Here is a 23,568-nt window from a genome sequence, read left to right on the forward strand (position 1 = left end):
AGATAGCCGTCCTCCATGTTTGGTTCCAACGACGACAAGAAGACCCCAGCCCCGGCTGGCGAGAAGAAAGGCCTGTTCGGATGGCTGCGTAAAAAACCGCAGGAAACCGTCGCCGAACAGCCGCAAGACGTACCTGCAGCAGCGCCCGAGCCTGTCGTCGAACAGACGCCAGTCGTTGCTGAGCCGCAGATTGCTCCCGTCATACCTGCCGAGCCCGTGCCGGAGGCCATTACCGCCCACGCGCCCGCGCCGATTATCGAGCCCGCTGACGCCGAGCCGTGGTTGAAACTGCCGGTTGCCGAAGAGCCGGTCGCATTGACGCCTGAGAGCGAGCCGCACGTTACCCCTGAGATTCCGGCGTACACCGCTTCGCACGTGCAGGCGGACCTCGCGACGCCTCAAGCGCCTGTGCAGCCAGCGGTGGTCGACGTCACCTCCTTCGAAGTGCCGCCGTCGATCGAGCCGATCCCGGTGGCCTTGCCTGACCCTGTTGCCGGCAATGATTTGCCGGCGTTGTCGCAGCCTTCGCCAGTCACACCGCCTCCGGTCATAGCACCGGTGAGTGCCCCGGTCGTGCCCGTTGTAGAAGCGCCTGCCGCTCCCGCGACCGCCCCGGCATCCGGGACAGCCGAGCCGAAGCAGCCTGGTTTCTTCGCGCGTCTCAAACAGGGCTTGTCCAAGACCAGCGCCAGCCTGGGCGAAGGCATGGCCAGCCTGTTTCTGGGCAAAAAAGCCATCGACGACGACATGCTTGATGAGCTGGAAACCCGTTTGCTGACCGCGGACGTTGGTGTTGAGGCAACTTCGCTGATCGTGCGTAACTTGACGCAGAAAGTGGCGCGTAAACAACTGACTGACAGTGACGCACTGTACAAGTCGTTGCAAAGCGAGCTGACCGAAATGCTCAAGCCGGTGGAAGCGCCACTGGTGATCAAATCCGAGCACAAGCCCTTCGTGATTCTGGTCGTGGGCGTCAACGGTGCGGGCAAGACCACCACCATTGGCAAGCTGGCGAAGAAGCTTCAACTGGAAGGCAAGAAAGTCATGTTGGCGGCGGGCGACACCTTCCGTGCCGCAGCCGTCGAGCAATTGCAGGTGTGGGGCGAGCGCAACAAGATCCCGGTCATCGCCCAGCACACCGGTGCTGACTCCGCTTCGGTGATTTTCGACGCCGTGCAGGCCGCCAAAGCACGAGGCATCGATGTGTTGATTGCCGACACTGCCGGTCGTCTGCACACCAAAGACAATCTGATGGAAGAGCTGAAAAAGGTTCGCCGCGTGATCGGCAAGCTCGACGAGCAGGCGCCGCACGAAGTGCTGCTGGTACTGGACGCGGGCACCGGTCAGAACGCGATCAATCAGGCCAAACAGTTCAACCAGACGGTCCAGTTGACCGGGCTGGCGCTGACCAAACTCGACGGCACTGCCAAAGGCGGCGTGATCTTCGCGCTGGCCAAGCAGTTCGGGTTGCCGATTCGCTACGTCGGCGTCGGTGAAGGCATCGACGATTTGCGTACTTTCGAGGCTGAACCCTTCGTTCAAGCCCTTTTCGCCGAGCGGGAGCGCACATGATTCGTTTCGAACAGGTCGGTAAACGCTATCCGAACGGACACGTCGGCTTGCATGAGCTGAGCTTTCGAGTGCGTCGTGGAGAGTTTCTGTTTGTGACCGGCCACTCGGGTGCCGGTAAAAGTACCTTGCTGCGCCTGCTGCTGGCGATGGAGCGCCCAACCACCGGCAAGCTGCTGTTGGCCGGGCAGGACCTGGGCCAGATCAGCACGGCGCAGATTCCGTTTTTGCGTCGCCAGATCGGTGTCGTGTTCCAGAACCACCAGTTGCTGTTTGATCGCACGGTGTTCAATAACGTCGCGTTGCCGTTGCAGATTCTTGGCCTGTCCAAGATGGAAGTGACCAAACGCGTCGATTCTGCGCTGGAGCGCGTGGCGCTGTCGGACAAAGCCGAGCTGTATCCCGGCGACTTGTCCACAGGCCAACAGCAGCGCGTCGGCATCGCCCGCGCCATCGTCCACCGTCCGGCCTTGCTGCTGGCGGATGAACCGACCGGTAACCTCGATCCACGATTGGCAGCGGAGATCATGGGTGTATTCGAAGACATCAACCGTCTGGGCACCAGCGTGCTGATCGCGAGCCACGACCTGGCGCTGATCGCGCGCATGCGTCATCGCATGCTGACGCTGCAGCGCGGTCGATTGATCGGTGACGGGGAGGCTGGCGTATGAGTGCCACTCGCAGCCCTAAAGTGTCTGAACGCGTCGCGCCGAAGGCCGCCGAGCCAGGCCCGCAGAAGAAAAAGAAGCACGATGAAGACGACGGCCCCAGCTTTGGCATGTTGTTCAATGCCTGGGTCGAAGCCCATCGTTCCAGTTTGCTGGACAGCCTTCGCCGTTTGGGCAAGCAGCCGATCGGCAGTTTCTTTACGTGTCTGGTGATGGCCGTCGCGTTGAGCTTGCCCATGGGCTTGTCGTTGCTGTTGAGCAATGTCGAGCGTCTGGGCGGGTCCTGGCAGCGTGCGGCGCAGATCTCGCTGTATTTGCAACTGGATGCTTCGCCAAGTGAGGGCGAAGGTCTGGTCACGCAGATCAAAGGAATGCCCGGCGTCGCCGAAGCGGAGTACATCAGCCGCGATCAGGCCCTGACCGAGTTCCAGCAGCAGTCGGGCTTGGGCGAGGCGCTCAAGGAGCTGCCAGAGAACCCGTTGCCGGGCGTCGTGCTGGTCACGCCGCAGGAAGTTGACAAAGCCGCGCTTGAGGCATTACGTACACGTCTCGCTGAATTGCCGAAGGTGCAGCAGGCCCAGCTGGATCTGGTGTGGGTCGAACGTCTGGCGGCTATTCTCAAGCTGGGTGATCGCTTCGTGTTCGGTCTGACGGTGTTGCTGGTGGTGGCGCTGTTGCTCGTCATCGGCAATACCATCCGTCTGCACATTGAGAACCGTCGTACCGAAATCGAAGTCATCAAACTGGTAGGCGGTACGGACAGCTACGTGCGCAGGCCCTTCCTTTATATGGGCGCGCTGTACGGATTCGGCGCGGGGATACTCTCGTGGGGTGTGCTGGCGTTCGGTCTGGACTGGCTCAATGAGGCCGTGGTCAGGCTCGCGGGGCTGTACGGCAGCAATTTTTCCCTGGCCGGCGTGCCCATGGCCGATGGTCTGTCGCTCTTGCTAGGGGCGGTGTTGTTGGGGTATATCGGTGCGTGGATCGCAGTTGCACGCCATTTGAGAGAGCTGGCACCTCGTTGAGTCTTAATGTTCGGGTAATTTTCGTAGCGTAAATTTTGTTTCATCTATTGACTTTTCAGCTAAGGGAACTTGTTTAGCGGTTCCCGGTCAATTTCGCAGTGCTGAACTGCACGAGTCATGTGTCGGAGGTTTTTTCGTATGACCAATTCTTTGCAACCTGCTTATGCCTTGGTTCCGGGTGCAAACCTGGAAGCCTATGTGCACACGGTAAACAGCATTCCTTTGCTGACGCCCGAGCAGGAGCGTGAACTGGCCGAGAGTCTCTATTACGAGCAGGATTTAGGGGCGGCTCGGCAGATGGTGCTCGCCCACCTGCGTTTTGTCGTGCATATCGCACGCAGTTATTCCGGTTACGGCCTGGCTCAGGCTGACCTGATCCAGGAAGGTAACGTCGGCCTCATGAAGGCCGTGAAGCGTTTCAACCCAGAAATGGGTGTGCGTCTGGTGTCGTTCGCCGTGCACTGGATCAAAGCTGAGATTCACGAGTTCATCCTGCGCAACTGGCGGATCGTGAAAGTCGCGACCACCAAGGCCCAGCGCAAGCTGTTCTTCAACCTGCGCAGCCAGAAGAAGCGTCTGGCGTGGCTGAACAACGAAGAGGTGCATCGCGTGGCCGAAAGCCTCGGCGTTGAGCCACGTGAAGTGCGGGAAATGGAAAGCCGCCTGACCGGCCACGACATGGCGTTCGACCCGGCTGCGGAAGCAGACGACGACAGCGCGTTCCAGTCGCCGGCCAACTACCTGGAAGACCATCGTTACGATCCGGCGCGTCAGCTGGAAGATTCCGACTGGACCGACAGTTCGACGGCCAACCTGCACGAAGCGTTGAACGTCCTCGACGAGCGCAGCCGTGACATCCTCTACCAGCGCTGGCTGGCAGAAGAGAAGGCCACGCTGCACGATCTGGCGGAGAAATACAAAGTGTCCGCAGAGCGTATTCGCCAGCTCGAGAAGAGCGCGATGAACAAGCTCAAGCTGTCGATTGCTGCATAAGCGCCGAACGCTGAAATGAAAAACGCCCCGAGACGATCGGGGCGTTTTTGTTTGCGCGCTGCGAGGTCACTCAATGTAGGAGCGCGCTTGCCCGCGATTGCGTTTCATCAGGCGCCTATGAACGTGTCAGGCAGACCGCCATCGTGGGCAAACGCGCTCCTACACTCCGACGTGGTCCATGATCATCACCACTTACGGCTGTGATTCAACCCCACCAGATACTCATCCCCGCCCAACTGGCGCATCTGCTGGCGAATCCATCCCGCACGCCGCGACACGTAGCTGCTGGGGTTGCTCGCGCTCCATTCGCGCGGGTTGGGGAGTACGGCGGCCAGGTAGCTCGCCTGTTGCATCGAGAGCTGGCTGGCGTTGACATGGAAATGATGCTGCGCGGCGGCTTGGGCGCCGAATACGCCATCGTCCCATTCGACGCTGTTGACGTAGACCTCAAGGATCCGTTGCTTGGACCAGAACACCTCGATCAGCGCGGTGAACCACGCCTCCAGCCCTTTGCGGAAATAGCTGCGGCCGGACCACAGGAACAGATTCTTGGACACTTGCTGGCTGAGCGTACTGGCGCCGCGAATCGAGCCGCCGCGCTCGTTGTGAACCAGTGCGGCCTGAATGGCGTCGATATCGAAACCCCAATGCTCGGCGAACTTCTGGTCTTCACCGGCGATGACCGCAACTTTCAGGTCGTCGGAGATCTTCTCCCAAGGCTCCCAGTCGCGCTGCAGGTCAATGGGTTGGCCGTCGAACCATGATTCGATCTTGCGCTCTACCATCAGCGCCGTGAACGGCGGAGGGACCCAGCGGAAGATCAAAACAAGCACGACACTTGCCGCTGCGAACCAGAGCAGGCCTTTGGCGACACGACGAAGGAGGAAACGCAGCATAGAGATGGCTTGGCCGAACCCGTTGAGCGGGCCATTATACAGACCACGCGCCATTGAACGACTTTGCCTGGAGTTGCATATGTTACGAACGTTTCTGATGTTGGCCGCCTTCTTTGGATTCACCGGCGTTGCGTTGGGTGCTTTTGCCGCGCATGCCCTTAAAAACCGACTCAGCCCTGAGTACCTGGCGATCTTTCATACCGGCGTGCTGTACCAGTTGATTCACGCGTTGGCGATCTTTGGCGTGGCGCTGCTGGCGATGCAGATCCAGGGTCGATTGGTCACCTATGCGGGGATCGCGTTCACGCTCGGCATCATTCTGTTCTCCGGCAGCCTTTATCTGCTGACGCTGACCGGTGTGAGCAAACTGGGCATCATCACGCCGATCGGCGGGCTGTGCTTTCTGATTGGCTGGTTCATTCTCGGCTGGACCGCCTGGCGGCTGGGTCTCGACACCCTGTAAGGCAAACCTGACCCGCAGGTCCGGGTTGAGACGAATGGCACGCCTTTGCCTTGGTCATCCCGGCTGATCGGGCTAGAATGCTCGCCCCCTAAAATGATGGCTGCCCTTCGCATGCGCATTCAGTTGAACGGTGAATCCTTTGAACTGCCCGACGGCGCGACCGTTGCGGCGTTGCTGACCCGTCTGGACCTGGCCGGGCGTCGAATCGCGGTCGAGCTCAATCTGGATATCGTGCCGCGCAGCCAGCATGACGCCACGACGCTGAACGAAGGCGATCAGGTCGAAGTGGTGCATGCCATCGGTGGCGGCTAGTCGTTCGCAGCCGCCCCGCGCCCCGATCCAGAAAGAACTGCAAGAACCTCAACCGTAAAGAGGATTTCCGATGAGCAATGTTCGTAGCGACAAGCCGTTTACAGTGGCGGGTCGTACTTTCCAGTCGCGCCTGTTGGTCGGCACTGGCAAGTACAAGGATATGGAAGAAACCCGTCTGGCGATTGAAGCCTCGGGCGCCGAAATCGTGACCGTCGCGGTGCGCCGGACCAACCTGGGTCAGAACCCGGGCGAACCGAACCTGCTCGACGTGCTGCCGCCAGATCGCTACACCATCCTGCCGAACACTGCCGGTTGCTACGACGCCATCGAGGCTGTGCGCACCTGCCGTCTGGCCCGTGAACTGCTCGACGGTCACAACCTGGTGAAGCTGGAAGTCCTGGCCGACCAGAAGACCCTGTTCCCCAACGTGATTGAAACCCTCAAAGCCGCCGAAACGCTGGTCAAGGACGGTTTCGACGTGATGGTCTACACCAGCGATGACCCGATCATCGCTCGCCAGTTGGCAGAAATCGGCTGCTGCGCGGTCATGCCGTTGGCCGGTCTCATCGGCACTGGCCTTGGGATCTGCAACCCGTACAACCTGCAGATCATCCTCGAAGAGTCGAAAGTCCCGGTGTTGGTCGATGCCGGTGTCGGCACGGCCTCAGACGCCACCATCGCGATGGAGCTGGGTTGCGAAGCGGTGCTGATGAACTCGGCCATCGCCCACGCCGGGCAGCCGGTGCTGATGGCCGAAGCCATGAAACACGCCATCCTGGCAGGCCGTATGGCTTATCTGGCTGGTCGTATGCCGAAAAAACTCTATGCCAGCGCGTCCTCGCCGCTGGATGGTCTGATCAAGTAAGAGCCCGTTGATGATTGATTCGCAAAAGCCCGATGCACTTCCGGACGACGAAGTGATGAACGACGAAGACGGTAAAGAGCAGGGCGATGACAGCCATCATCGGCGCATCAAAAGCTTTGTGATGCGCGCCGGTCGTATGACCGAAGGCCAGCAGCGTGGTCTGGATCAGGGCAAGCCCCTGTTCGTGCTGCCACTGGCCGATGCGCCGGTGGATTTCGACGCGGTGTTCGGTCGTTCAGCGCCGCGCACCCTTGAAATCGGCTTCGGCATGGGCCACTCGTTGCTGGAGATGGCCGCCGCCGCGCCCGATCAGGATTTCATCGGCGTCGAAGTGCACCGTCCCGGTGTCGGCGCGCTGCTGAACGGCGTGTTGACTCAAGGCCTGACCAACGTGCGTGTTTACGATTGCGATGCGATCGAAGTGCTCAACCGCTGCGTGGCCGACAACAGCCTTGACCGTCTGATGCTGTTCTTCCCGGACCCGTGGCACAAGTCGCGTCACCATAAGCGCCGTATCGTTCAGGCCGAGTTCGCCGCGCTGGTGCGCAGCAAGCTCAAGCCGGGCGGCATTCTGCACATGGCGACCGACTGGGAGCCCTATGCCGAATACATGCTGGAAGTGATGAACGTCGCCCCGGGTTATCGCAACCTGGCCGAAGACGGCAAATGCGTCCCGCGCCCTGCGGAGCGTCCGATCACCAAGTTCGAACGCCGCGGTGAGCGCCTCGGGCATGGGGTTTGGGATTTGAAGTTCGAGAAGATCGCCTGATCTGACGCGGCCGTCATCAGCGCCGAACACCGATCATGGTAGGAGCCGGCTTGCTGGCGAATGCGTGGGATCAGACACATTTATGTTGACTGACCCACCGCATTCGCCAGCAAGCCGGCTCCTACAGGTCGAGATCGATGCAGGCTCTGTGGATTACTTTCTGTCCGCAACCACCCCGATCAACACCAGCACCACCAACAACACCGGCGCCAGGCTGTAGTTGTTGAACTGGCTCAGCCCGCGAACCACCCAAGGGGTGGCGTAGATCAGTGCCGCGCCGCTGCCGATGGTGCACAGCAACGCCATGACCGGCACGCGCAAGGCGCCGGCAAAGCTGCTCAGGCGTCCTTCGATCCAGCCTTTGATGTCTGCGCCGAACAGGATCAGCAGGCAACCCACCAACGCCAGTGCGATTTCCGACAGGTTGCTGCGACTCCAACGCGAGACGGTGGCCAGCAGGTCGAGTACGAGGTCCATTCAGTGTCCTTAGCGTTAAGCCTTAAAGAAGAAAGTACTGCAGCAGGTCATTGAGGAACAATTGACCACGGGCAGTGGCGACCAGCCGGGCCGGATCGGCCTCCAGCAAGCCTCGTTGTTCGGCTTGCTGGCGCGCGCTGGCCAGCAAATCGAGGCTTAGACCGGTGCGGCGCTGAAATAATGCAGCGTCGACGCCTTTTGTCAGGCGCAGGGCGTTCATCAGGAATTCGAACGGCATTTCGTCCAGCGCCAGCAGCTTCTCTCCGGCCTGATACGACTTGGCAGGGTTCAGGTAATCCTTGGGCAGACGTGTTTTCCAGGTCCGCACGATGCGTCCGTCGGGGTGGCTGAGCTTGCCGTGGGCGCCCGCGCCGATGCCGATGAAGTCGCCAAAACTCCAGTAGTTCAGGTTATGCCGCGCTGCACGGCCTGACTGTGCGTAGGCCGAGACCTCGTATTGCGCGTAGCCGTTTTCGTTGAGCAGCGCCTGGCCCGCTTCCTGGATGTCCCAGAGGATGTCGTCTTCCGGCAGCGTCGGCGGCTGATTCCAGAACACGGTGTTCGGCTCGAGCGTCAGCTGATACCAGGACAGGTGCGTCGGCGCGAGGGCGATGGCCTGACGCAGATCACCCAAGGCATCGTCTTGCGATTGATCCGGCAGGCCGTGCATCAGGTCGAGGTTGAAGTTGTCGAACCCGGCCTGACGCGCCATGTCGGCGGCGCGAACGGCTTCATCGCCGTTGTGGATGCGACCGAGCGCCTTGAGCTTGGCTTCCTGAAAGCTCTGGATGCCGATGGACAGGCGATTGATGCCCAGGCCTCGATACGCGCTGAATTTCACTTGCTCGAAGGTGCCCGGGTTCGCCTCCAGCGTGATTTCGATGTCGGGTGCAAAACGAATACGCTGCTCAACGCCCTTGAGCAGGCGCCCGAGGGCGTCGGCGCTGAACAGGCTGGGCGTCCCACCGCCGAAGAAGATCGTGCTCAGCTCGCGTCCGTAGACGTGCGGCAGGTCTTGATCGAGGTCGGCCAGCAGGGCGTCAACGTACTCCTGCTCCGGCAGCACGGGGCTGGCAGTATGGGAATTGAAGTCGCAGTACGGGCATTTGCGCACGCACCAAGGAATGTGGATGTACAGCGACAGTGGAGGCAGTTCGGACAAAGGAGAACGCGGTTGCTCCGAGCTGAAACCGGCCGCGCCGAGAATCAGCGGCCGGGTGTTGGCATCATGGGTCATTGCAAGCCCAGACGCTGACGCAGAATGGCCATGGCGCGAGCGCGATGGCTGATCTGGTTCTTGTCGACCGGCGTCAGTTCTGCGCTCGACAGATTGCGCTCAGGCACCCAGAACAGCGGATCGTAGCCGAAGCCATGTTCGCCGCTGGCAGCGGTCAGGATGCGTCCGTGCCACAGGCCTTCGCAGAGGATGGGCAAGGGATCGTCGGCATGGCGAACCAGCGCCAGCACGCAGACGAATTGTGCACCGCGCTGTTCTTCCGGCACGTCCTTGAGGGCGTCCAGCAGCTTCGCGTTGTTGGCGGCATCGCCTTGGCCATCGGCGTAACGGGCCGAATAGATGCCCGGTGCGCCGCCGAGGAAATCCACAGCAAGGCCCGAATCGTCAGCCAACGCCGGCAGGCCGGAAATACGCGCCGCATTGCGTGCCTTGAGGATCGCGTTCTCGACGAACGACAGGCCCGTCTCTTCAGGCTCGACGCTGCTGAACTCGCCGATCGAGCGCAGTTGCACGCTGCCACCGAGCATGGCCTGCAGTTCTTTGAGTTTGCCGGCGTTGTGGCTGGCCAGTACGAGCTGGGTGAAATTCATCATTGGTCCGAGAAAATCTGTTGGTTGAAGCTGAGTGTGTGCGTATCGCCATCACCCGCTTTGACGTTGATCGTGAAGACGTAAGTGGCCGAGCTGTCGGGCTCTACAGCGAACTGGGCGATGTAGTTGACCGAGCCGTTTTCGCTGACCGGTCTGAAGCTCAGTTCTTTCTTGCGCCCGGTCAGATCGGCGACCGAGCCGTCGACGTCGGCAGTGACGGTCTTGTCGCCTTTGATCACCGCGATGTTAATGACGGCCTGTCCTTTGCTGCGGATCAAGCCGTTGTCCTTGGCGACGTTGGGTTGCAACAGTCCCGACGCAAAGGCGTTGTAGTGAATGATCACGTCGCCAAACTGCTGTTGTCGGTTCAGGCTGGCACTGTCAGCGGCCATGGCCGGGGCGGTAAGCGCAAGCAGCAGGCCGAGCATTGCGATCAGACGAGCCATGATCATTCTCCTCATTATCGGGGTCACACGGCGATCTTGTGGTCCTGCAGACCCGGGCTGCTGACCCGATAGATGCCGATCTCACCCAACAGATTAGGCCATAGCTTGCTGGCCCAACCGTGACGATGCTGTTGGTCGACGGCCAACCGATCAATGACCTTGGCCGAACGACCCCGGCACAGTTCCTCGAAGTCTTCGAAGGTGCAGAAGTGGATGTTCGGCGTGTTGTACCACGTGTACGGCAGGAACTCGGACACCGGCATCCGGCCTTTGCTCGCCAGGTACCAGCGGCAACGCCAGTGACCGAAGTTGGGGAACGTGATGATGCACTGGCGACCGACGCGCAGCATTTCGTCGAGGATCTTGTCCGGGTAATGAACGGCTTGAAGCGCCTGGGTCATGACCACCACGTCGAAGCTGTTGCTGGCGAAGTTGCCCAGCCCCTTGTCCAGATCCTGCTCGATGACGTTGACGCCGCGCGCGACGCAGCGGGCAATGTTGTCGGCGTCGTTTTCCAGGCCGTAGCCGGTGACGTTTTTGTGGCTCTGCAGCCAGGCCAGCAACTCGCCGTCACCGCAGCCGAGGTCGAGCACGCGGCTGCCTGCCGGTATCCAGTCTTGGATGATTTCCAGGTCGGCTCTCATGGTGTCCTCAGAGTGCAATTCGGTTCATGTAGCTGGAGAAGGCCTGCAGGTAGCGCGGGATCGGCATCAGGAAGGCGTCGTGGCCTTGCGGTGCATCGATCTCCAGGTAGCAGACGTCCTTCTTCGCGGCCATCAGGGCGTCCACCAGTTCGCGCGAGCGCGCGGGCGAGAAACGCCAGTCGGTGGTAAACGACATGACGCAGAATTTGGACGTGACGTGGGCGAAGGTGGCGGCCAGGTCGTCGTTGAAGTTCGCGGCCGGGTCGAAGTAGTCCAGCGCCTTGGTCATCAACAGGTAGGTGTTGGCGTCAAAACGGCCGGAAAACTCTTCGCCCTGATAGCGCAGGTAGCTTTCGACCTGGAACTCGACACTATGGAAGTCGTAGTTGAGGTTTTCGTTCTTCAGGCCACGGCCAAATTTCTCGCCCATGGAGTCATCGGACAGGTAGGTGATGTGCCCGACCATGCGCGCCAGCATCAGGCCGCGCTTGGGGATCACGCCCATTTCCTGGAACGAACCGCCATGGAATTCGGGGTCGGTCAGAATCGCCTGCCGGGCGACTTCGTTGAACGCGATGTTCTGGGCCGACAGTTTCGGGGCCGAAGCAATGGCCAGGCAATGACGAACACGGTCCGGGTAGGTCATGGTCCATTGCAGCGCCTGCATGCCGCCCAGACTGCCGCCGACGATGGCCGCCCATTGCAGGATGCCCAGGGTGTCCGCCAGACGCGCCTGGCTGTGGACCCAGTCTTCGACGGTCAACACCGGGAAGTCGGCGCCGAACGGCTTGCCGGTTTCCGGGTTGATGCTGCTGGGGCCGGTCGAACCGTTGCAGCCACCCAGGTTATTCAGGCTGACGACGAAGAACCTGTTTGTGTCGATGGGCTTGCCAGGGCCGATGCAGCTGTCCCACCAGCCCGGTTTGCGGTCGTCGGCGCTGTGGTAACCGGCGGCGTGATGATGGCCGGACAAGGCGTGACAGATCAGCACCGCGTTGCTTTTGGCGGCGTTGAGTTGACCGTAGGTTTCGTAGATGAGGTCATAGGCAGCCAGCGAGCGACCGCAGGCCAGCGCCAGGGGCTCGCTGAAATGCGCCGTTTGCGGCGTGACTAGACCGACAGAATCTTCGGGAAAGACCGTGGACATCGACCCTGCTCTCGCTGAAATGAGGCGTAAGTCTAAAGATCGCGCAGGGTAGCGGCAACAAACTAAAAGTTAGAATTCGCTGGCGGTCGGGCTTTTGATTCTGCCCGCAGGGCGTAGGAGCGCGCTTGCCCGCGATTGTGTTGAGTCAGATATCAGATATGAACCCGATTTACTGCTATCGCGGGCAAGCGCGCTCCTACAAAATCATGCTTCAGACAGGAGGGGTCAGATCAACCGCCACAGCTCCTGCGGCATACCGGCATAGGCAGCCAGCTCAGGCATGACGTACGACTGCAGCACCTGAATCGCCAAAAAGGCAAAGATCGGCGAGATGTCCAGGCCGCCCAGGTTGGGGATGATGCGGCGGAACGGCGCCAGAATCGGCTCGCTGATCTGGTAGGCCAGTTCGGCAGCCGGATTGTGCGTGCCGGGTGCGATCCAGGACACGATCACCATGATGATCATCGCGACCCAGAAGATTTTCAGCAGCAGCGAAGTGATGCCGATGATCGACCACATCAGCAGATGCGGTACGTCGCCGATGGTGCCGTAAGTCATCATCAGCACGAACGCCATCAGCAGTGCCTGAATCACGATGGCCAGCAGCAGCGACGAGGTGTCCAGACCGAACACGCTGGGCACGATCCGGCGGATAGGCTTGAGCAGCGGCTGAGTGGCGCGCACCGCGAACTGGCAGAGCGGGTTGTAGAAATTGGCTTTGACCAGTTGCAGCACGAAGCGCAGTAGAACGATGGTCAGGTACAGGCTGATCAGCGTCTGGATGACGAAAATCGTGGCGCCGGTGAGTGCATTCATGAATTGCTCCTTATTTGCCCAGCATTTCGGCCATTTCGGCCGAGCGATGTGCGGCAGCGCCAAGCGCCTTTTCTACCATCGCTTCAAAACCGTCCGCCTGGAACGATTTGATCGCGGCTTCCGTCGTGCCCGCCGGCGAAGTCACGCGCCGACGCAGCTCGGCGGCATCGACATCGCTTTCGGTCGCCATGCGCGCGGCGCCTAGCGCGGTCTGCTCGGCAAGCTGTTTGGCGACCTCTTGCGACAACCCCAGCTTCACGCCTGCGGCAGTCATGGCTTCAATCAGCAGGAAGAAGTACGCAGGGCCGCTGCCCGACACGGCGGTCACGGAGTCGATCTGAGTTTCTTCCTCGACCCACAAGGCGATGCCCACCGCAGACAACAGGGTTTCGGCTTGCTGGCGTTGCGCGTGAGTCACTTCAGCGGTGGCGTACAGGCCGCTTACGCCCTGACGCAGCAGCGCCGGGGTGTTGGGCATGCAACGCACGATGGGTTGCTCGCCCAGCCAGGCCTTCATGCTGGCGCAGGTGATGCCGGCCGCAATGGACACCAGCAACTGGTTCGGCTTGAGGGCTGGCTTGAGCGCTTCGCAGACGGTTTTCATCATCTGCGGTTTCACCGCCAGCAGCACCACGTCAGCGCCTTCGATGGCTTCGGCATTGTCAGCAACCACGGTGATGCCATGCTCTTTGGCCACACGCTCGCGGGTTTCTGCGCCGGGATCGCTGGCGCGGATCAATTCAGCTTCGACGCCCTGGGCGCGCATGCCGCCAATCAAACTCGCCGCCATGTTACCGGCGCCGATGAATGCGATACGGGTCTTGCTCATGAACGATTTCCTGTGAGGCAAAGGTTAAGGCTGCCCGTAATTGCGGGCGCCGAAGAGGGCAGTGCCGATCCGCACCCAGGTCGCGCCTTGTGCGATGGCGGCCTCCAAGTCGTGGCTCATGCCCATGGAAAGGGTGTCCAGCGGCAGGTTCAGTTGATCTTGCAAGGTGCGTACAGCAGCAAAAGCAGCGTTCTGTTCGTCGCTGTCTTCTGTCGGTTCGGGAATTGCCATCAAACCGCGCAATCTCAGATTGGGCAGGGCGCTGATTGCCTGGGCCAGCGCAGGCAGGTCTTCAGGCGTGCAGCCGGATTTGCTGGCTTCGCCACTGACATTGACCTGAATACAGATGTTGAGTGGGGGCAGATCGGCAGGGCGTTGTTCGGACAGGCGTTGTGCGATTTTAAGGCGATCCACGGAGTGTACCCAGGCGAAGTTCTCGGCGATTGCGCGAGTCTTGTTTGACTGGATGGGGCCGATGAAATGCCAGATCAAGGGCAAGTCGCTCAATTCGGTCTGTTTGCCGAGGGCTTCCTGCAGGTAGTTCTCGCCGAAATCGCGCAGTCCGGCGGTGTACGCCTCGCGCAGATCGCTGGCCGGCTTGGTCTTGCTCACGGCAAGCAGACCCACTGAGCCGGGGTCGCGCCGGGACGCCTGCGCTGCGTTGTGAATTCGCTCTGCGAGCGTTGAAATGTTCTCTGCTATCGTGGACATTGATTTGCGCCAGCAGGGCTAAAGTCTGCGGCATTCTATGTGATGAGGAGCTGTATGGATATTACCGAGCTGCTTGCCTTCAGTGCCAAGCAAGGCGCGTCGGACTTACATCTCTCTGCCGGCCTGCCACCGATGATTCGTGTCGATGGCGATGTGCGGCGGATCAACCTGCCGGCGCTGGACCAGAAAGAAGTCCAGGCGCTGATCTACGACATCATGAACGACAGGCAGCGCAAGGACTTCGAGGAGGATCTGGAAACGGACTTTTCCTTCGAGGTGCCGGGCGTGGCGCGGTTCAGGGTCAACGCGTTCAACCAGAACCGTGGCGCAGGCGCTGTGTTCCGGACCATTCCTTCGAAGGTCCTGAGCATGGAAGAGCTGGGCATGGGGGAAGTGTTTCGGAAAATTACGGACGTCCCTCGGGGGCTGGTCCTGGTCACCGGGCCAACCGGGTCGGGCAAGTCGACGACGCTCGCCGCCATGGTCGATTACCTGAACGCCAACAAACACCACCACATTCTCACCATCGAAGACCCGATCGAATTCGTTCACGAGTCCAAGAAAAGCCTGATCAACCAGCGTGAAGTCCATCGCGATACTCATGGCTTCTCCGAGGCGTTGCGTTCGGCGTTGCGGGAAGACCCAGACGTGATTCTGGTGGGCGAGCTGCGGGACCTGGAAACCATTCGGCTGGCGCTGACCGCTGCCGAAACCGGGCACCTGGTGTTTGGCACGCTGCACACCACGTCGGCGGCAAAAAGTATCGACCGGATCGTGGACGTGTTCCCGGCTCAGGAAAAGTCGATGATTCGCTCGATGTTGTCCGAGTCATTGCACGCCATCGTCTCCCAGGCGTTGCTCAAGAAAGTGGGCGGTGGCCGGGTGGCGGCGCACGAGATCATGATCGGCACCTCTGCGATCCGTAACCTGATCCGTGAGGACAAGGTGGCGCAGATGTATTCCTCGATTCAAACCGGCGGGGCACTGGGAATGCAGACACTGGATATGTGCCTGAAGGATCTGGTGAGCAAAGGCCTGATCACCCGGGAAAGCGCGCGCGAGAAAGCGAAAACGCCGGATAACTTCTAATTGCTGACAATAAGCAACTGTGGGAGCGAATTCATTCGCGATTGGCCCGTACATCCGATGAGTCTCTATCGGCTGTTCCGGCCTCTCGCGAATGAATTCGCTCCCACAGGTTTCCATCGTCGTACAGATTGGCGCCTGTCAGCGCTGTGCGATCCGCACCGTGCCTTTCTGCGTCGGCGCCTGCTTGGGCAATACGCGCTTGGCAACCACGTAGTGGCTGTCCCAATACGGCTTTTTCAGCGTATCGATGGTCACCGACTTGCCGCGGCGAGGCGCGTGAACGAACTGGTCGTCACCGAGGTAGATGGCGACGTGGTTCACTTTGCGACTCTTGATGTTGAAGAACAGCAAGTCGCCCGGTTTCAGGTCTTTGCGGTCCACCTTCTGACCGTGGCCTTCGGCCATGGCGTTGGAGGTGCGCGGCAGATCCACTTCGCTCACGTCGTTGAACGCGTATTTGACCAGCCCGCTGCAATCGAAGCCTTTGGTTGGGCTGGTGCCGCCCCAACGATAAGGCGTACCGATGGCTTTTACAGCCCGGTTGACGACATTGCTGCTTTGCTTGGTGCCCGGCTGCCCTGCATTAGCGAGGGCGACGGTGTTCTGCGAAATCTTGCGAGAACTGTGGGACTTCTTGCCCTTGGTTGCTCGACTGTTTTTGCTTGAGGTCTCAAGCGGGGTTGCCGTTTCTTCGAGGGCGGCGATTGCTGCGCGTTGTGCGGCAATGTTGCGCGATACGGTTTCCGATGACTCGGTTTTGGCGGTAAAACCCGTAAAGCTCGAAGGTAACGCTTGCTCACGATTGGTGGCGTGGGCGGCCAATGGCATAAATAGGCAAATAGTTAGCCATGTCTTGAAAAATGGACGCATTAGGCAGGGCTCATAGTGGTCAGCGCGCAACTTTATAACAGCTTTTTCACCGGTTCTGAGCCCACTTGTCGAACAATTTACTGCCCGTGGAGTCAGTTTCGGCATTAAAACTGTCACATCATTGTGGGCATCACCTTGCAGAACAAGGGTTTGCGCGAATGGGCAGAGGTTCAAGCCATACGTCGGAGAGCGATACGAAAGTCACAAAACTTACGCATATTTTTTTCTATCGGAGCAAAAGAGGTAAGCAATGAACACCTATCACCCTGACGTTCAACGTCCGGACACTCACAGTAAGGTCATGGGTTACCTGCTGTGGATCGTCGGCTTTACCGGCTCCCATCGTTTCTATTACGGCAAGCCGGTGACCGGGACGATCTGGTTTTTCACCTTGGGATTACTCGGGATTGGCTGGCTGATCGACCTGTTTTTGATCCCTTCGATGGATCGTGAGGCGGACCTGAGATTCACTGCGGGCACCACCGATTACAGCGTTGCCTGGATCTTGCTGACATTTCTGGGTGTGTTCGGTGTGCACCGGATGTACCAGGGCAAGTGGATCACCGGCATCCTTTACCTGCTGACGGGCGGGTTTGCGTTTCTGGGGGTGCTGTACGACTTCTGGACGCTGAATGATCAGATCTCCATGAAGAACGCACAGCGGGGGTAATTCACGCGCCTGCAGATGATCTATTCGGCCATGCCCATGCGGGCATGGCCGCTTTAATCAACCGATGTAACTGATCCGCCCATCGACAAACGTGTACTTCACCGCACCTGGCAGGCAATGGCCGAGGAACGGGCAGTTTTCGCCTTTCGACAGCCACTTCTCGCCAGCGACGGTAGACGCGGCGGGATCGAACAGCACCAAATCCGCAGGCGCGCCAGCAGCCAGTCGACCCGCTGGCAGGCGCAAGGCCGCCGCAGGGCCTGCGCTCAGCCGCGTCAGCAGCGTCGGCAGGTCAAGCAGGCCGTCCTCGACCAGCGTCATCGCCAGTGGCAGCAGCAATTCGACGCTGCTGATGCCTGGCTCCGTCGCACCGAACGGTGCCAGCTTGGCGTCGCGTTCGTGTGGCTGGTGGTGGCTGGAGATGGCCTGAACCACGCCGGACTTCACCGCTTCACGCAATGCATCGCGGTCAGCGCGGGTGCGCAGCGGCGGTTGCACATGGTAAAGGCTGGAGAAGTCGATCAGCGCTTCGTCGGTGAGGATCAGTTGATACAACGCCACGTCAGCGGTCACTGGCAGGCCACGGGCCTGAGCCTGTGCGATCAAGGCCACGCCGCGCGCGCTGGTCAGCTGTGTGAAGTGAGCGCGCACGCCGCTTTGCTCGACCAGGAGCAGGTCACGGGCCAGTGCGACGGTTTCAGCGGTTTCCGGAATGCCTGGCAAGCCCAGGAACGCAGCGGTCGGGCCGTCGTGTGCCAGTCCGCCTTGCGCCAGATCGCCATCTTGCGAATTGAAGATCACCGTCAGGTCGAACGTCGCCGCGTATTCCAGTGCGCGGCAGAGCGTGCGGTTGCTGCTGAAATTGACCAGACCGTTGGTGAACGCCACGCAGCCGGCGTCGCGCAGGGCGATCAGCTCAGCCAGTTGGTCGCCTTCCAGGCCTTTGCTCAGTGCGCCGATCGGAAACACTTTGCTGTGTCCGGCTTCGCGCGCGCGATCCAGAATCAGCTCGGCAACCGCCGATGTGTCCAGGACGGGCTTGGTCCGGGGCGGGCAGCACAGGCTGGTCACACCACCGGCTGCGGCCGCGCGGGTTTCCGACGCAATGCTGCCTTTGCGGCTGTATCCCGGCTCGCGCAGGGATACGTTCAGATCGACCAGGCCCGGTGCTGCAACCAGCCCTGTGCCGTCGATGGTTTGCGAGGGTGTGAAGTCCGTCGGTGCCGCGCCGAGGGCGAGGACCTTTCCGGCTTCCAGGTGAACGTCGATGACTTGATCCAGACCGCTGACAGGGTCGATGACGCGAGCGTTGATGATGCTGAACTTCACTGCGCGTTCTCCTGCTCGAACTGGCGTTGGGCGGTTTGGCCACTCATGGCCATGGACAACACGGCCATGCGCACCGCAATGCCGTAGGTCACTTGATTGAGGATCACCGAATGTGCGCCGTCGGCCACCGCCGACTCGATTTCCACGCCACGGTTGATCGGGCCGGGGTGCATGACGATGGCATCCGGCTTGGCGCCTGCCAGACGGGCGGTGGTCAGGCCGAACAGGCGGTAGAACTCGCCTTCGCTCGGCAACAGGCCGCCTGACATGCGCTCGCGTTGCAGGCGCAGCATGATCACCACATCGACGTCTTTCAGGCCTTCGGCCAGATCCGTGTAGACCTTCACGCCGTACTGCTCGACGCCAATCGGCAGCAGGGTTTTGGGGGCGACCACGCGGATGTCCGGGCAGCCCAGCGCCTTGAGCGCGATCATGTTCGAGCGCGCCACGCGCGAGTGCAGGATGTCGCCGACGATGGCCACCGAGAGGTTCTCGAAGTTGCCCTTGTGGCGGCGGATCGTGAGCATGTCCAGCATGCCCTGCGTCGGGTGTGCATGACGGCCGTCGCCGCCGTTGATGATCGCCACCTGCGGGCAGACGTGCTCGGCAATGAAGTGCGCCGCGCCCGAATCGCCGTGACGCACGACGAACATGTCGGCCGCCATCGCTTCAAGGTTGCGCAGCGTGTCGAACAGGGTCTCGCCTTTGCTGGTCGAGGAGGTCGACACGTTCAGGGTGATGACGTCCGCCGACAGCCGTTGCGCGGCCAGTTCGAAGGTGGTGCGCGTACGGGTCGAGTTCTCGAAGAACACGTTGCACACGGTTTTGCCGCGCAACAACGGCACTTTTTTCACCGCTCGGGCGCCCACTTCGAGGAACGAATCGGCGGTGTCGAGGATTTCAGTCAGCAGTTCGCGGGGCAAACCGTCGAGCGAGAGAAAATGTTGCAGCTGACCCTGATGGTTCAGTTGCAGCGGGCGCTTGGCGTCGAGAGGCGTCATCGCAAAGGACTCTTAGAGGGCGGCGGAATCGGTAGAAAGGTCTTGCAGTTCAAGCGTCAGTGGCGTTGGACCGGACAGCTTGACCCGCTCGTTCGGAGACAGATCGAGCGTCGCGCCGGTCACATTCGGACGAATCGGCAGCTCGGCAGCGTCCAGATCGAGCAGCGATACCAGCGTGACGCTGGCCGGCCGGCCGTAATCGAACAACTCGTTCAGGGCGGCACGAATGGTTCGCCCGCTCATCAATACGTCATCGATCAGCACCAGATGCTGGCCCTCGATCTCGAACGGCAGCTCGGAAGGGCGCACTTGCGGGTGCAGGCCGTTCTGACTGAAGTCATCACGGTAGAAAGACACGTCCAGCGTGCCGAGCGGGGACTGACTGTTCAGTGCCTGGAGCAGGGCCTGAGCGACCCAGACGCCGCCGGTACGAATGCCGATGAAACGCGGCTCGCTGATGCCACGTTTATGCAGGTGCGCGTTCAGGTCGATCGCCATCTGGCTGATCAGTTCGGCGGGGTTGGGCAGGGTGCTCATGGTCGCTCCTTCAGAAGCCCGGTCCCATGCGTTGCGGCTGGCCGGGCTTAAACTCGAATTCAGTGCTGTTCAATGCAGTGCAGTGCCGCGCAGTGTAAGACGCTCACGTGTCGAACAGTGCGCTGTTGGCTTCCAGCCAGCCTTGCAGCAGAAGCGCTGCGGCAATGGCATCCACCGGATTGTCGCGGTAGCTGCCACGCTGCCCGCCGCGCGACATGCGTTCCCCCTTGGCTTCAAAGGTGGTCAGGCGTTCGTCATGGGTGTACACGGGCAGGTTGAACCGGCCGTTGAGCTTGCGCGAGAACTTCTCGGCGCGGGCGCTCATTTCGCTGGGCGTGCCGTCCATGTTCAGCGGCAGGCCGACGACAATGGCGTCGGGCTTCCACTCGGTGATCAGTGCCTGGACCTTGTCCCAGTCCGGAACGCCGTTCTGCGCTTTCAGGGTGCACAGCTCGCGGGCCTGGCCGGTGATGACCTGACCGACAGCCACGCCGATCTGTTTGGTGCCGTAATCGAACCCCAGCAGCAGGCGCAGTGCGGCCATCAGGCGTGGCCCGCCTGGCTGGTCAGCAGATTCAGGTTCACGCCCAGTTTGGCAGCCGCCGCATCGAGGCGTTGTTCGCTGTCGAGTTCGAACAGAATCGCGGGGTCGAACGCGCAGTTCAGCCAGGCGTTGGCGGCGAATTCGGCTTCGAGCTGCCCGGCATCCCAACCGGCATAGCCGAGGGTGATCAAATTTTGATCAGGTCCGTAGCCGTCGGCGATCGAAAACAGGATGTCCTGAGAGGTGGACAGCGAGATGCCGCCCAGATCGACCGTGGCCTGAAAAATCTGGCCGGTCGGGTGCAGGACAAAGCCGCGATCGGTTTGAACCGGGCCGCCGCCGTGAATAGGGATGTGCTGACAGCGAACGGGTGGCGACATTTCAGGGCGCAACTGCTCCAGAATGTCCGCCAGCGACAGGCTTTGCGGTCGGTTGATCACCAGACCCATTGCGCCATTGGCGTTGTGCTCGACGATGTAGGTCAAGGTCTGAGCGAAGTTCTCATCGTGCATGTGGGGCATGGCGATCAGAAATTGATGCTTGAGGTACGACGGAGTGACGTTTTTCATGAGCCCTAGTGTGGCGCTGCGGGGCTGTTGTGACAACTACGGGATTAGTGCATGACGCAAAAACTGTAGGAGCGTGGCTTGTGTCTGGGCCGCATTCGGACGATCGGCGGGGGACCCGTCGCACATTCGGTCAGCAGGGTGCGCCTGATTGACCGCATTCACAGGTTTTGCTGCCGGTACCCGGCAGATCGTCCGAATGCGGCCCAGACACAAGCCACGCTCCTACAGTGGCTGCTATGCAGTGGCTCCCCTAACTCAATCAGTTACTGGACAGCTTGTCCCCGCGGGCGAACTTCCACGTGCGGATGATTTCGAGCCGGTCGATATCGGCCAGGTCGCCGCTGAACGGTGCAAATGGCGCCGCCAGGCGCACAATTCGCTGAGCGGCCTGGTCCAGCAACGGCTGCCCGGACGACTCAAGCACCAGCACTTCATATAAAGAGCCGTCACGGTTGATCGACACCATCATCCGCAGGCTGCCGTAAATCTGCTGGCGCCGGGCTTCTTCGGGGTAATTGAGGTTGCCGATGCGCTCGATCTTCTTGCGCCAGTCCTCTTTGTACCAGGCGCCTTTGTCGCGCATGGTCGATGCAGCGCTCAGGCGGTGGATTTTCGGACGCTTGGCATACGCCTGCTGCTCATCGGCGAGTTCGGCTTCCAGGCTGGCGATTTCGCTGTTCAACTGAGCGCTGTCGAACGTCGGCGCGGCTTTCTTGGCTTCTTCGGGTTTGACTTCGTCGCGCTTGGCGACGGTCTTTTGCGGCGCCTGCGCCTTGGTGGCGACAGCTGTTTTGGGCGCTTCCTGCTTGACCACCGGTTTGGCAGCGGGCGGAGGCGTCACCTTGTTGATCTTGGTGTCCTGGTACGGCGCGATTTCGGTGGTCTTGGGCACAGCCTTTTTGTCGAGGGTGCCGCTGCCTTGCTGGTTTTCCTGGGCGAGGAAGTCAGCATCCTTGGGCTTGGTGTCGCTCTTGAATGGGGCGAGGGTGATTTCCAGCGTCTGGCTGATCTTCTCGGGTTTGACGTAGGTGAAGCCCACGCCAAGGATCAGCGCCAAGTGCACGAGGGCTGCGATCATCAGGGTAAAACCCAGGCGATCGGCCGGGCGCACAGCGGTACGGGTCAGGGCCATCGGGAGATCACTGTCGACCGCAGCGTTCATCGACGCTCCGGAATCACACAAACCAGCATTGCGGAAACCCACCTAGGGCGAAATTCAGGCCGCGCATGATAACGCAATGTCAGAGGGTTCTTGGGCTTTGATATCGGCGGGCCGATTAGTGGGCGGCACAAACGATGCACCGCCACTGTAGGGTCGCGCTTGCTCGCGATGACGTCGGTACATTCGACATCGTTATTGGCGGACATACCTTAATCGCGGGCCAGCGCGCGCCTACAGAAACGCTGCGCTACCGGGCCTGCAGCTTCTTCTCGATCACATCCATCAGCATCCCGCCAATGTCCGTGCCGAACGCGTTGTCGATTTCACGGATGCAGGTCGGACTGGTGACGTTGATTTCGGTCAGGTGCTCGCCGATCACGTCCAGTCCTACGAACAACAGACCTTTTTCGCGCAGGGTCGGGCCGATTTCGGCGGCGATCCAGCGGTCGCGGTCAGTCAGGGGACGCGCTTCGCCTCGGCCGCCCGCAGCCAGGTTGCCACGGGTTTCGCCGGCGGCCGGGATACGTGCCAGACAGTAAGGCACAGGCTCACCGTCCACCATCAGGATGCGCTTGTCGCCGTCCTTGATAGCAGGCAGGTACGCTTGCGCCATGATTTGCTGCTGGCCATGGTTCGTCAGGGTTTCCAGAATCACCGACAGGTTCGGGTCGCCCACGCGATGACGGAAGATCGACGCGCCACCCATGCCGTCCAGCGGCTTGAGAATGACGTCGCCATGCTTGGCGGCGAATTCACGCAGGATGTCCGAGCGGCGGCTGACCAGCGTCGGCGGCGTGCACTGCGGAAACAGCGTCGCGAACAGCTTTTCGTTGCAGTCACGCAGGCTCTGCGGCTTGTTGACCACCAGCACGCCCGCACGCTCGGCTTGCTCGAGCAGGTAAGTCGCGTAGACGAATTCCATGTCGAACGGCGGATCCTTACGCATCAGGATCACGTCCAGGTCGTTCAGACCGCTGTCGACTTCAGCCTCCAGTTCGAACCAGTGCGCCGGATCGGCAAACACTTTAAGCGGCTTCATCCGCGCGCGGGCCTGCCCGGCATCCTGATAAAGGTCGTGCTGTTCCATATAGAACAGCGACCAGCCGCGCGCCTGCGCTGCAAGGAGCATGGCCAACGAGCTGTCCTTTTTATAGGAGATGCGCTCGATAGGGTCCATGACAATTCCCAGGCGAATGCTCATGGGGCAATATCCTCTGATCGGTAATGGCCGCAACGGGCCGAAAACAGGCGTCAGGGTGGCGCTGCGCAGGCTTGGGGTCAAGGGGCAAGCGTGGCGCATTTGCTTTATGGATTGCGTCTGGAGAGTGTGCTAAAAAGGC

28 protein-coding genes are annotated in these 23,568 nt (G+C 60.7%); 10 read left to right on the forward strand and 18 right to left on the reverse strand.

Annotation, left to right across the window (positions count from 1 at the left end):
* Nucleotides 1-15: 15 nt before the first annotated feature.
* From ftsY to rpoH, 4 genes are all read left to right on the forward strand, one after another.
* Nucleotides 16-1,572 (forward strand): signal recognition particle-docking protein FtsY, encoded by a 1,557-nt coding sequence (gene ftsY / locus AB4N84_RS12165; protein ID WP_460046518.1) that lies wholly within the window; start codon nt 16-18, stop codon nt 1,570-1,572.
* Nucleotides 1,569-2,240, forward strand: coding sequence for a cell division ATP-binding protein FtsE (ftsE, locus tag AB4N84_RS12170; RefSeq protein WP_074752395.1), 672 nt, complete (start codon nt 1,569-1,571; stop codon nt 2,238-2,240). Before ftsY ends, ftsE begins: the two co-directional genes overlap by 4 nt.
* Nucleotides 2,237-3,262 carry a permease-like cell division protein FtsX gene (gene ftsX, locus AB4N84_RS12175; protein WP_074752394.1) on the forward strand — a complete coding sequence of 342 codons (1,026 nt, stop codon included), beginning with the start codon at nt 2,237-2,239 and terminating at the stop codon, nt 3,260-3,262. The genes ftsE and ftsX overlap by 4 nt, the downstream gene beginning before the upstream one ends.
* A gap of 138 nt (nt 3,263-3,400) precedes the next feature.
* Complete coding sequence (gene rpoH / locus AB4N84_RS12180) at nt 3,401-4,255, forward strand: RNA polymerase sigma factor RpoH (protein ID WP_062385495.1); 855 nt, start codon at nt 3,401-3,403, stop codon at nt 4,253-4,255.
* 185 nt (nt 4,256-4,440) lie between these two features.
* Here the strand turns inward: rpoH and mtgA are convergent, their stop codons facing one another.
* Nucleotides 4,441-5,151, reverse strand: coding sequence for a monofunctional biosynthetic peptidoglycan transglycosylase (gene mtgA / locus AB4N84_RS12185; RefSeq protein WP_460046519.1), 711 nt, complete (start codon nt 5,149-5,151; stop codon nt 4,441-4,443).
* A 79-nt stretch (nt 5,152-5,230) separates the two neighbouring features.
* Here mtgA and AB4N84_RS12190 point away from each other — a divergent pair, with 79 nt between their 5' ends.
* From AB4N84_RS12190 to trmB, 4 genes are all read left to right on the forward strand, one after another.
* Complete coding sequence (locus tag AB4N84_RS12190; RefSeq protein WP_074752393.1) at nt 5,231-5,614, forward strand: DUF423 domain-containing protein; 384 nt, start codon at nt 5,231-5,233, stop codon at nt 5,612-5,614.
* A 111-nt stretch (nt 5,615-5,725) separates the two neighbouring features.
* A complete protein-coding gene (gene thiS, locus AB4N84_RS12195; RefSeq protein WP_346833124.1) occupies nt 5,726-5,926 on the forward strand; it encodes a sulfur carrier protein ThiS in 201 nt (66 codons plus the stop codon).
* Nucleotides 5,927-5,996: 70 nt separating this feature from the next.
* Nucleotides 5,997-6,791 (forward strand): thiazole synthase, encoded by a 795-nt coding sequence (locus AB4N84_RS12200; RefSeq protein ID WP_074752391.1) that lies wholly within the window; start codon nt 5,997-5,999, stop codon nt 6,789-6,791.
* A 55-nt stretch (nt 6,792-6,846) separates the two neighbouring features.
* Nucleotides 6,847-7,560: a tRNA (guanosine(46)-N7)-methyltransferase TrmB gene (gene trmB, locus AB4N84_RS12205; protein WP_074752530.1), complete on the forward strand. Its 714-nt coding sequence runs from the start codon at nt 6,847-6,849 to the stop codon at nt 7,558-7,560.
* A 153-nt stretch (nt 7,561-7,713) separates the two neighbouring features.
* On the opposite strand, the gene AB4N84_RS12210 is transcribed toward trmB, so the two are convergent.
* From AB4N84_RS12210 to AB4N84_RS12250, 9 genes are all read right to left on the reverse strand, one after another.
* On the reverse strand, nt 7,714-8,037 hold the full coding sequence (locus AB4N84_RS12210) for a DUF3392 domain-containing protein (RefSeq protein WP_062385487.1): 324 nt from the start codon (nt 8,035-8,037) through the stop codon (nt 7,714-7,716).
* A 22-nt stretch (nt 8,038-8,059) separates the two neighbouring features.
* The gene (hemW, locus tag AB4N84_RS12215) at nt 8,060-9,274 is read right to left on the reverse strand and encodes a radical SAM family heme chaperone HemW (RefSeq protein ID WP_074752390.1); all 1,215 of its coding nucleotides are present in this window, start codon (nt 9,272-9,274) and stop codon (nt 8,060-8,062) included.
* The gene (gene rdgB / locus AB4N84_RS12220) at nt 9,271-9,867 is read right to left on the reverse strand and encodes an RdgB/HAM1 family non-canonical purine NTP pyrophosphatase (protein WP_460046520.1); all 597 of its coding nucleotides are present in this window, start codon (nt 9,865-9,867) and stop codon (nt 9,271-9,273) included. Before rdgB ends, hemW begins: the two co-directional genes overlap by 4 nt.
* The gene (locus AB4N84_RS12225) at nt 9,864-10,310 is read right to left on the reverse strand and encodes a DUF4426 domain-containing protein (protein ID WP_460046521.1); all 447 of its coding nucleotides are present in this window, start codon (nt 10,308-10,310) and stop codon (nt 9,864-9,866) included. Before AB4N84_RS12225 ends, rdgB begins: the two co-directional genes overlap by 4 nt.
* 23 nt (nt 10,311-10,333) lie before the next feature.
* Entirely contained in the window at nt 10,334-10,954 is a 621-nt protein-coding gene (gene metW, locus AB4N84_RS12230; protein WP_074752388.1) for a methionine biosynthesis protein MetW, read from the reverse strand.
* A gap of 7 nt (nt 10,955-10,961) precedes the next feature.
* Complete coding sequence (gene metX / locus AB4N84_RS12235; protein ID WP_460046522.1) at nt 10,962-12,101, reverse strand: homoserine O-succinyltransferase MetX; 1,140 nt, start codon at nt 12,099-12,101, stop codon at nt 10,962-10,964.
* 225 nt (nt 12,102-12,326) lie between these two features.
* The gene (locus tag AB4N84_RS12240) at nt 12,327-12,917 is read right to left on the reverse strand and encodes a YggT family protein (protein WP_074752386.1); all 591 of its coding nucleotides are present in this window, start codon (nt 12,915-12,917) and stop codon (nt 12,327-12,329) included.
* 10 nt (nt 12,918-12,927) lie between these two features.
* The gene (proC, locus tag AB4N84_RS12245) at nt 12,928-13,746 is read right to left on the reverse strand and encodes a pyrroline-5-carboxylate reductase (RefSeq protein ID WP_460046524.1); all 819 of its coding nucleotides are present in this window, start codon (nt 13,744-13,746) and stop codon (nt 12,928-12,930) included.
* 24 nt (nt 13,747-13,770) lie between these two features.
* The gene (locus tag AB4N84_RS12250; RefSeq protein ID WP_460046525.1) at nt 13,771-14,457 is read right to left on the reverse strand and encodes a YggS family pyridoxal phosphate-dependent enzyme; all 687 of its coding nucleotides are present in this window, start codon (nt 14,455-14,457) and stop codon (nt 13,771-13,773) included.
* Between the two features lie 54 nt (nt 14,458-14,511).
* Between AB4N84_RS12250 and AB4N84_RS12255 the strand changes: the two genes are divergently transcribed.
* Entirely contained in the window at nt 14,512-15,546 is a 1,035-nt protein-coding gene (locus AB4N84_RS12255) for a type IV pilus twitching motility protein PilT (protein ID WP_074752383.1), read from the forward strand.
* A 138-nt stretch (nt 15,547-15,684) separates the two neighbouring features.
* On the opposite strand, the gene AB4N84_RS12260 is transcribed toward AB4N84_RS12255, so the two are convergent.
* Complete coding sequence (locus AB4N84_RS12260) at nt 15,685-16,416, reverse strand: C40 family peptidase (protein WP_074752382.1); 732 nt, start codon at nt 16,414-16,416, stop codon at nt 15,685-15,687.
* A 250-nt stretch (nt 16,417-16,666) separates the two neighbouring features.
* Between AB4N84_RS12260 and AB4N84_RS12265 the strand changes: the two genes are divergently transcribed.
* Entirely contained in the window at nt 16,667-17,086 is a 420-nt protein-coding gene (locus AB4N84_RS12265) for an NINE protein (RefSeq protein ID WP_460046526.1), read from the forward strand.
* A gap of 57 nt (nt 17,087-17,143) precedes the next feature.
* On the opposite strand, the gene AB4N84_RS12270 is transcribed toward AB4N84_RS12265, so the two are convergent.
* The 7 genes from AB4N84_RS12270 to gshB form a co-directional block, all read right to left on the reverse strand.
* Complete coding sequence (locus AB4N84_RS12270; protein ID WP_074752380.1) at nt 17,144-18,415, reverse strand: dihydroorotase; 1,272 nt, start codon at nt 18,413-18,415, stop codon at nt 17,144-17,146.
* Entirely contained in the window at nt 18,412-19,416 is a 1,005-nt protein-coding gene (locus AB4N84_RS12275) for an aspartate carbamoyltransferase catalytic subunit (RefSeq protein WP_074752379.1), read from the reverse strand. The genes AB4N84_RS12270 and AB4N84_RS12275 overlap by 4 nt, the downstream gene beginning before the upstream one ends.
* 12 nt (nt 19,417-19,428) lie before the next feature.
* Entirely contained in the window at nt 19,429-19,953 is a 525-nt protein-coding gene (gene pyrR / locus AB4N84_RS12280; RefSeq protein WP_460046527.1) for a bifunctional pyr operon transcriptional regulator/uracil phosphoribosyltransferase PyrR, read from the reverse strand.
* Nucleotides 19,954-20,056: 103 nt separating this feature from the next.
* Nucleotides 20,057-20,497 carry a Holliday junction resolvase RuvX gene (gene ruvX / locus AB4N84_RS12285; RefSeq protein WP_062385462.1) on the reverse strand — a complete coding sequence of 147 codons (441 nt, stop codon included), beginning with the start codon at nt 20,495-20,497 and terminating at the stop codon, nt 20,057-20,059.
* A complete protein-coding gene (locus tag AB4N84_RS12290; RefSeq protein WP_074752376.1) occupies nt 20,497-21,066 on the reverse strand; it encodes a YqgE/AlgH family protein in 570 nt (189 codons plus the stop codon). The genes ruvX and AB4N84_RS12290 overlap by 1 nt, the downstream gene beginning before the upstream one ends.
* Before the next feature lie 259 nt (nt 21,067-21,325).
* Nucleotides 21,326-22,228: an energy transducer TonB gene (locus AB4N84_RS12295; RefSeq protein ID WP_460046529.1), complete on the reverse strand. Its 903-nt coding sequence runs from the start codon at nt 22,226-22,228 to the stop codon at nt 21,326-21,328.
* A 247-nt stretch (nt 22,229-22,475) separates the two neighbouring features.
* On the reverse strand, nt 22,476-23,429 hold the full coding sequence (gene gshB, locus AB4N84_RS12300) for a glutathione synthase (protein WP_074752374.1): 954 nt from the start codon (nt 23,427-23,429) through the stop codon (nt 22,476-22,478).
* Between the last annotated feature and the right edge of the window lie 139 nt (nt 23,430-23,568).

The organism is Pseudomonas sp. S2_H01 (genome assembly GCF_054668305.1).

What these genes read in the sequence shown, in the direction of transcription:
- ftsY (WP_460046518.1), top strand. Translation starts at nt 16, where the DNA reads ATGTTTGGTTCCAACGACGACAAGAAGACCCCAGCCCCGGCTGGCGAG.
- ftsE (WP_074752395.1), top strand. Translation starts at nt 1,569, where the DNA reads ATGATTCGTTTCGAACAGGTCGGTAAACGCTATCCGAACGGACACGTC.
- ftsX (WP_074752394.1), top strand. Translation starts at nt 2,237, where the DNA reads ATGAGTGCCACTCGCAGCCCTAAAGTGTCTGAACGCGTCGCGCCGAAG.
- rpoH (WP_062385495.1), top strand. Translation starts at nt 3,401, where the DNA reads ATGACCAATTCTTTGCAACCTGCTTATGCCTTGGTTCCGGGTGCAAAC.
- mtgA (WP_460046519.1), bottom strand. Translation starts at nt 5,151, where the DNA reads ATGCTGCGTTTCCTCCTTCGTCGTGTCGCCAAAGGCCTGCTCTGGTTC.
- AB4N84_RS12190 (WP_074752393.1), top strand. Translation starts at nt 5,231, where the DNA reads ATGTTACGAACGTTTCTGATGTTGGCCGCCTTCTTTGGATTCACCGGC.
- thiS (WP_346833124.1), top strand. Translation starts at nt 5,726, where the DNA reads ATGCGCATTCAGTTGAACGGTGAATCCTTTGAACTGCCCGACGGCGCG.
- AB4N84_RS12200 (WP_074752391.1), top strand. Translation starts at nt 5,997, where the DNA reads ATGAGCAATGTTCGTAGCGACAAGCCGTTTACAGTGGCGGGTCGTACT.
- trmB (WP_074752530.1), top strand. Translation starts at nt 6,847, where the DNA reads ATGAACGACGAAGACGGTAAAGAGCAGGGCGATGACAGCCATCATCGG.
- AB4N84_RS12210 (WP_062385487.1), bottom strand. Translation starts at nt 8,037, where the DNA reads ATGGACCTCGTACTCGACCTGCTGGCCACCGTCTCGCGTTGGAGTCGC.
- hemW (WP_074752390.1), bottom strand. Translation starts at nt 9,274, where the DNA reads ATGACCCATGATGCCAACACCCGGCCGCTGATTCTCGGCGCGGCCGGT.
- rdgB (WP_460046520.1), bottom strand. Translation starts at nt 9,867, where the DNA reads ATGATGAATTTCACCCAGCTCGTACTGGCCAGCCACAACGCCGGCAAA.
- AB4N84_RS12225 (WP_460046521.1), bottom strand. Translation starts at nt 10,310, where the DNA reads ATGGCTCGTCTGATCGCAATGCTCGGCCTGCTGCTTGCGCTTACCGCC.
- metW (WP_074752388.1), bottom strand. Translation starts at nt 10,954, where the DNA reads ATGAGAGCCGACCTGGAAATCATCCAAGACTGGATACCGGCAGGCAGC.
- metX (WP_460046522.1), bottom strand. Translation starts at nt 12,101, where the DNA reads ATGTCCACGGTCTTTCCCGAAGATTCTGTCGGTCTAGTCACGCCGCAA.
- AB4N84_RS12240 (WP_074752386.1), bottom strand. Translation starts at nt 12,917, where the DNA reads ATGAATGCACTCACCGGCGCCACGATTTTCGTCATCCAGACGCTGATC.
- proC (WP_460046524.1), bottom strand. Translation starts at nt 13,746, where the DNA reads ATGAGCAAGACCCGTATCGCATTCATCGGCGCCGGTAACATGGCGGCG.
- AB4N84_RS12250 (WP_460046525.1), bottom strand. Translation starts at nt 14,457, where the DNA reads ATGTCCACGATAGCAGAGAACATTTCAACGCTCGCAGAGCGAATTCAC.
- AB4N84_RS12255 (WP_074752383.1), top strand. Translation starts at nt 14,512, where the DNA reads ATGGATATTACCGAGCTGCTTGCCTTCAGTGCCAAGCAAGGCGCGTCG.
- AB4N84_RS12260 (WP_074752382.1), bottom strand. Translation starts at nt 16,416, where the DNA reads ATGCGTCCATTTTTCAAGACATGGCTAACTATTTGCCTATTTATGCCA.
- AB4N84_RS12265 (WP_460046526.1), top strand. Translation starts at nt 16,667, where the DNA reads ATGAACACCTATCACCCTGACGTTCAACGTCCGGACACTCACAGTAAG.
- AB4N84_RS12275 (WP_074752379.1), bottom strand. Translation starts at nt 19,416, where the DNA reads ATGACGCCTCTCGACGCCAAGCGCCCGCTGCAACTGAACCATCAGGGT.
- pyrR (WP_460046527.1), bottom strand. Translation starts at nt 19,953, where the DNA reads ATGAGCACCCTGCCCAACCCCGCCGAACTGATCAGCCAGATGGCGATC.
- ruvX (WP_062385462.1), bottom strand. Translation starts at nt 20,497, where the DNA reads ATGGCCGCACTGCGCCTGCTGCTGGGGTTCGATTACGGCACCAAACAG.
- AB4N84_RS12290 (WP_074752376.1), bottom strand. Translation starts at nt 21,066, where the DNA reads ATGAAAAACGTCACTCCGTCGTACCTCAAGCATCAATTTCTGATCGCC.
- AB4N84_RS12295 (WP_460046529.1), bottom strand. Translation starts at nt 22,228, where the DNA reads ATGAACGCTGCGGTCGACAGTGATCTCCCGATGGCCCTGACCCGTACC.
- gshB (WP_074752374.1), bottom strand. Translation starts at nt 23,429, where the DNA reads ATGAGCATTCGCCTGGGAATTGTCATGGACCCTATCGAGCGCATCTCC.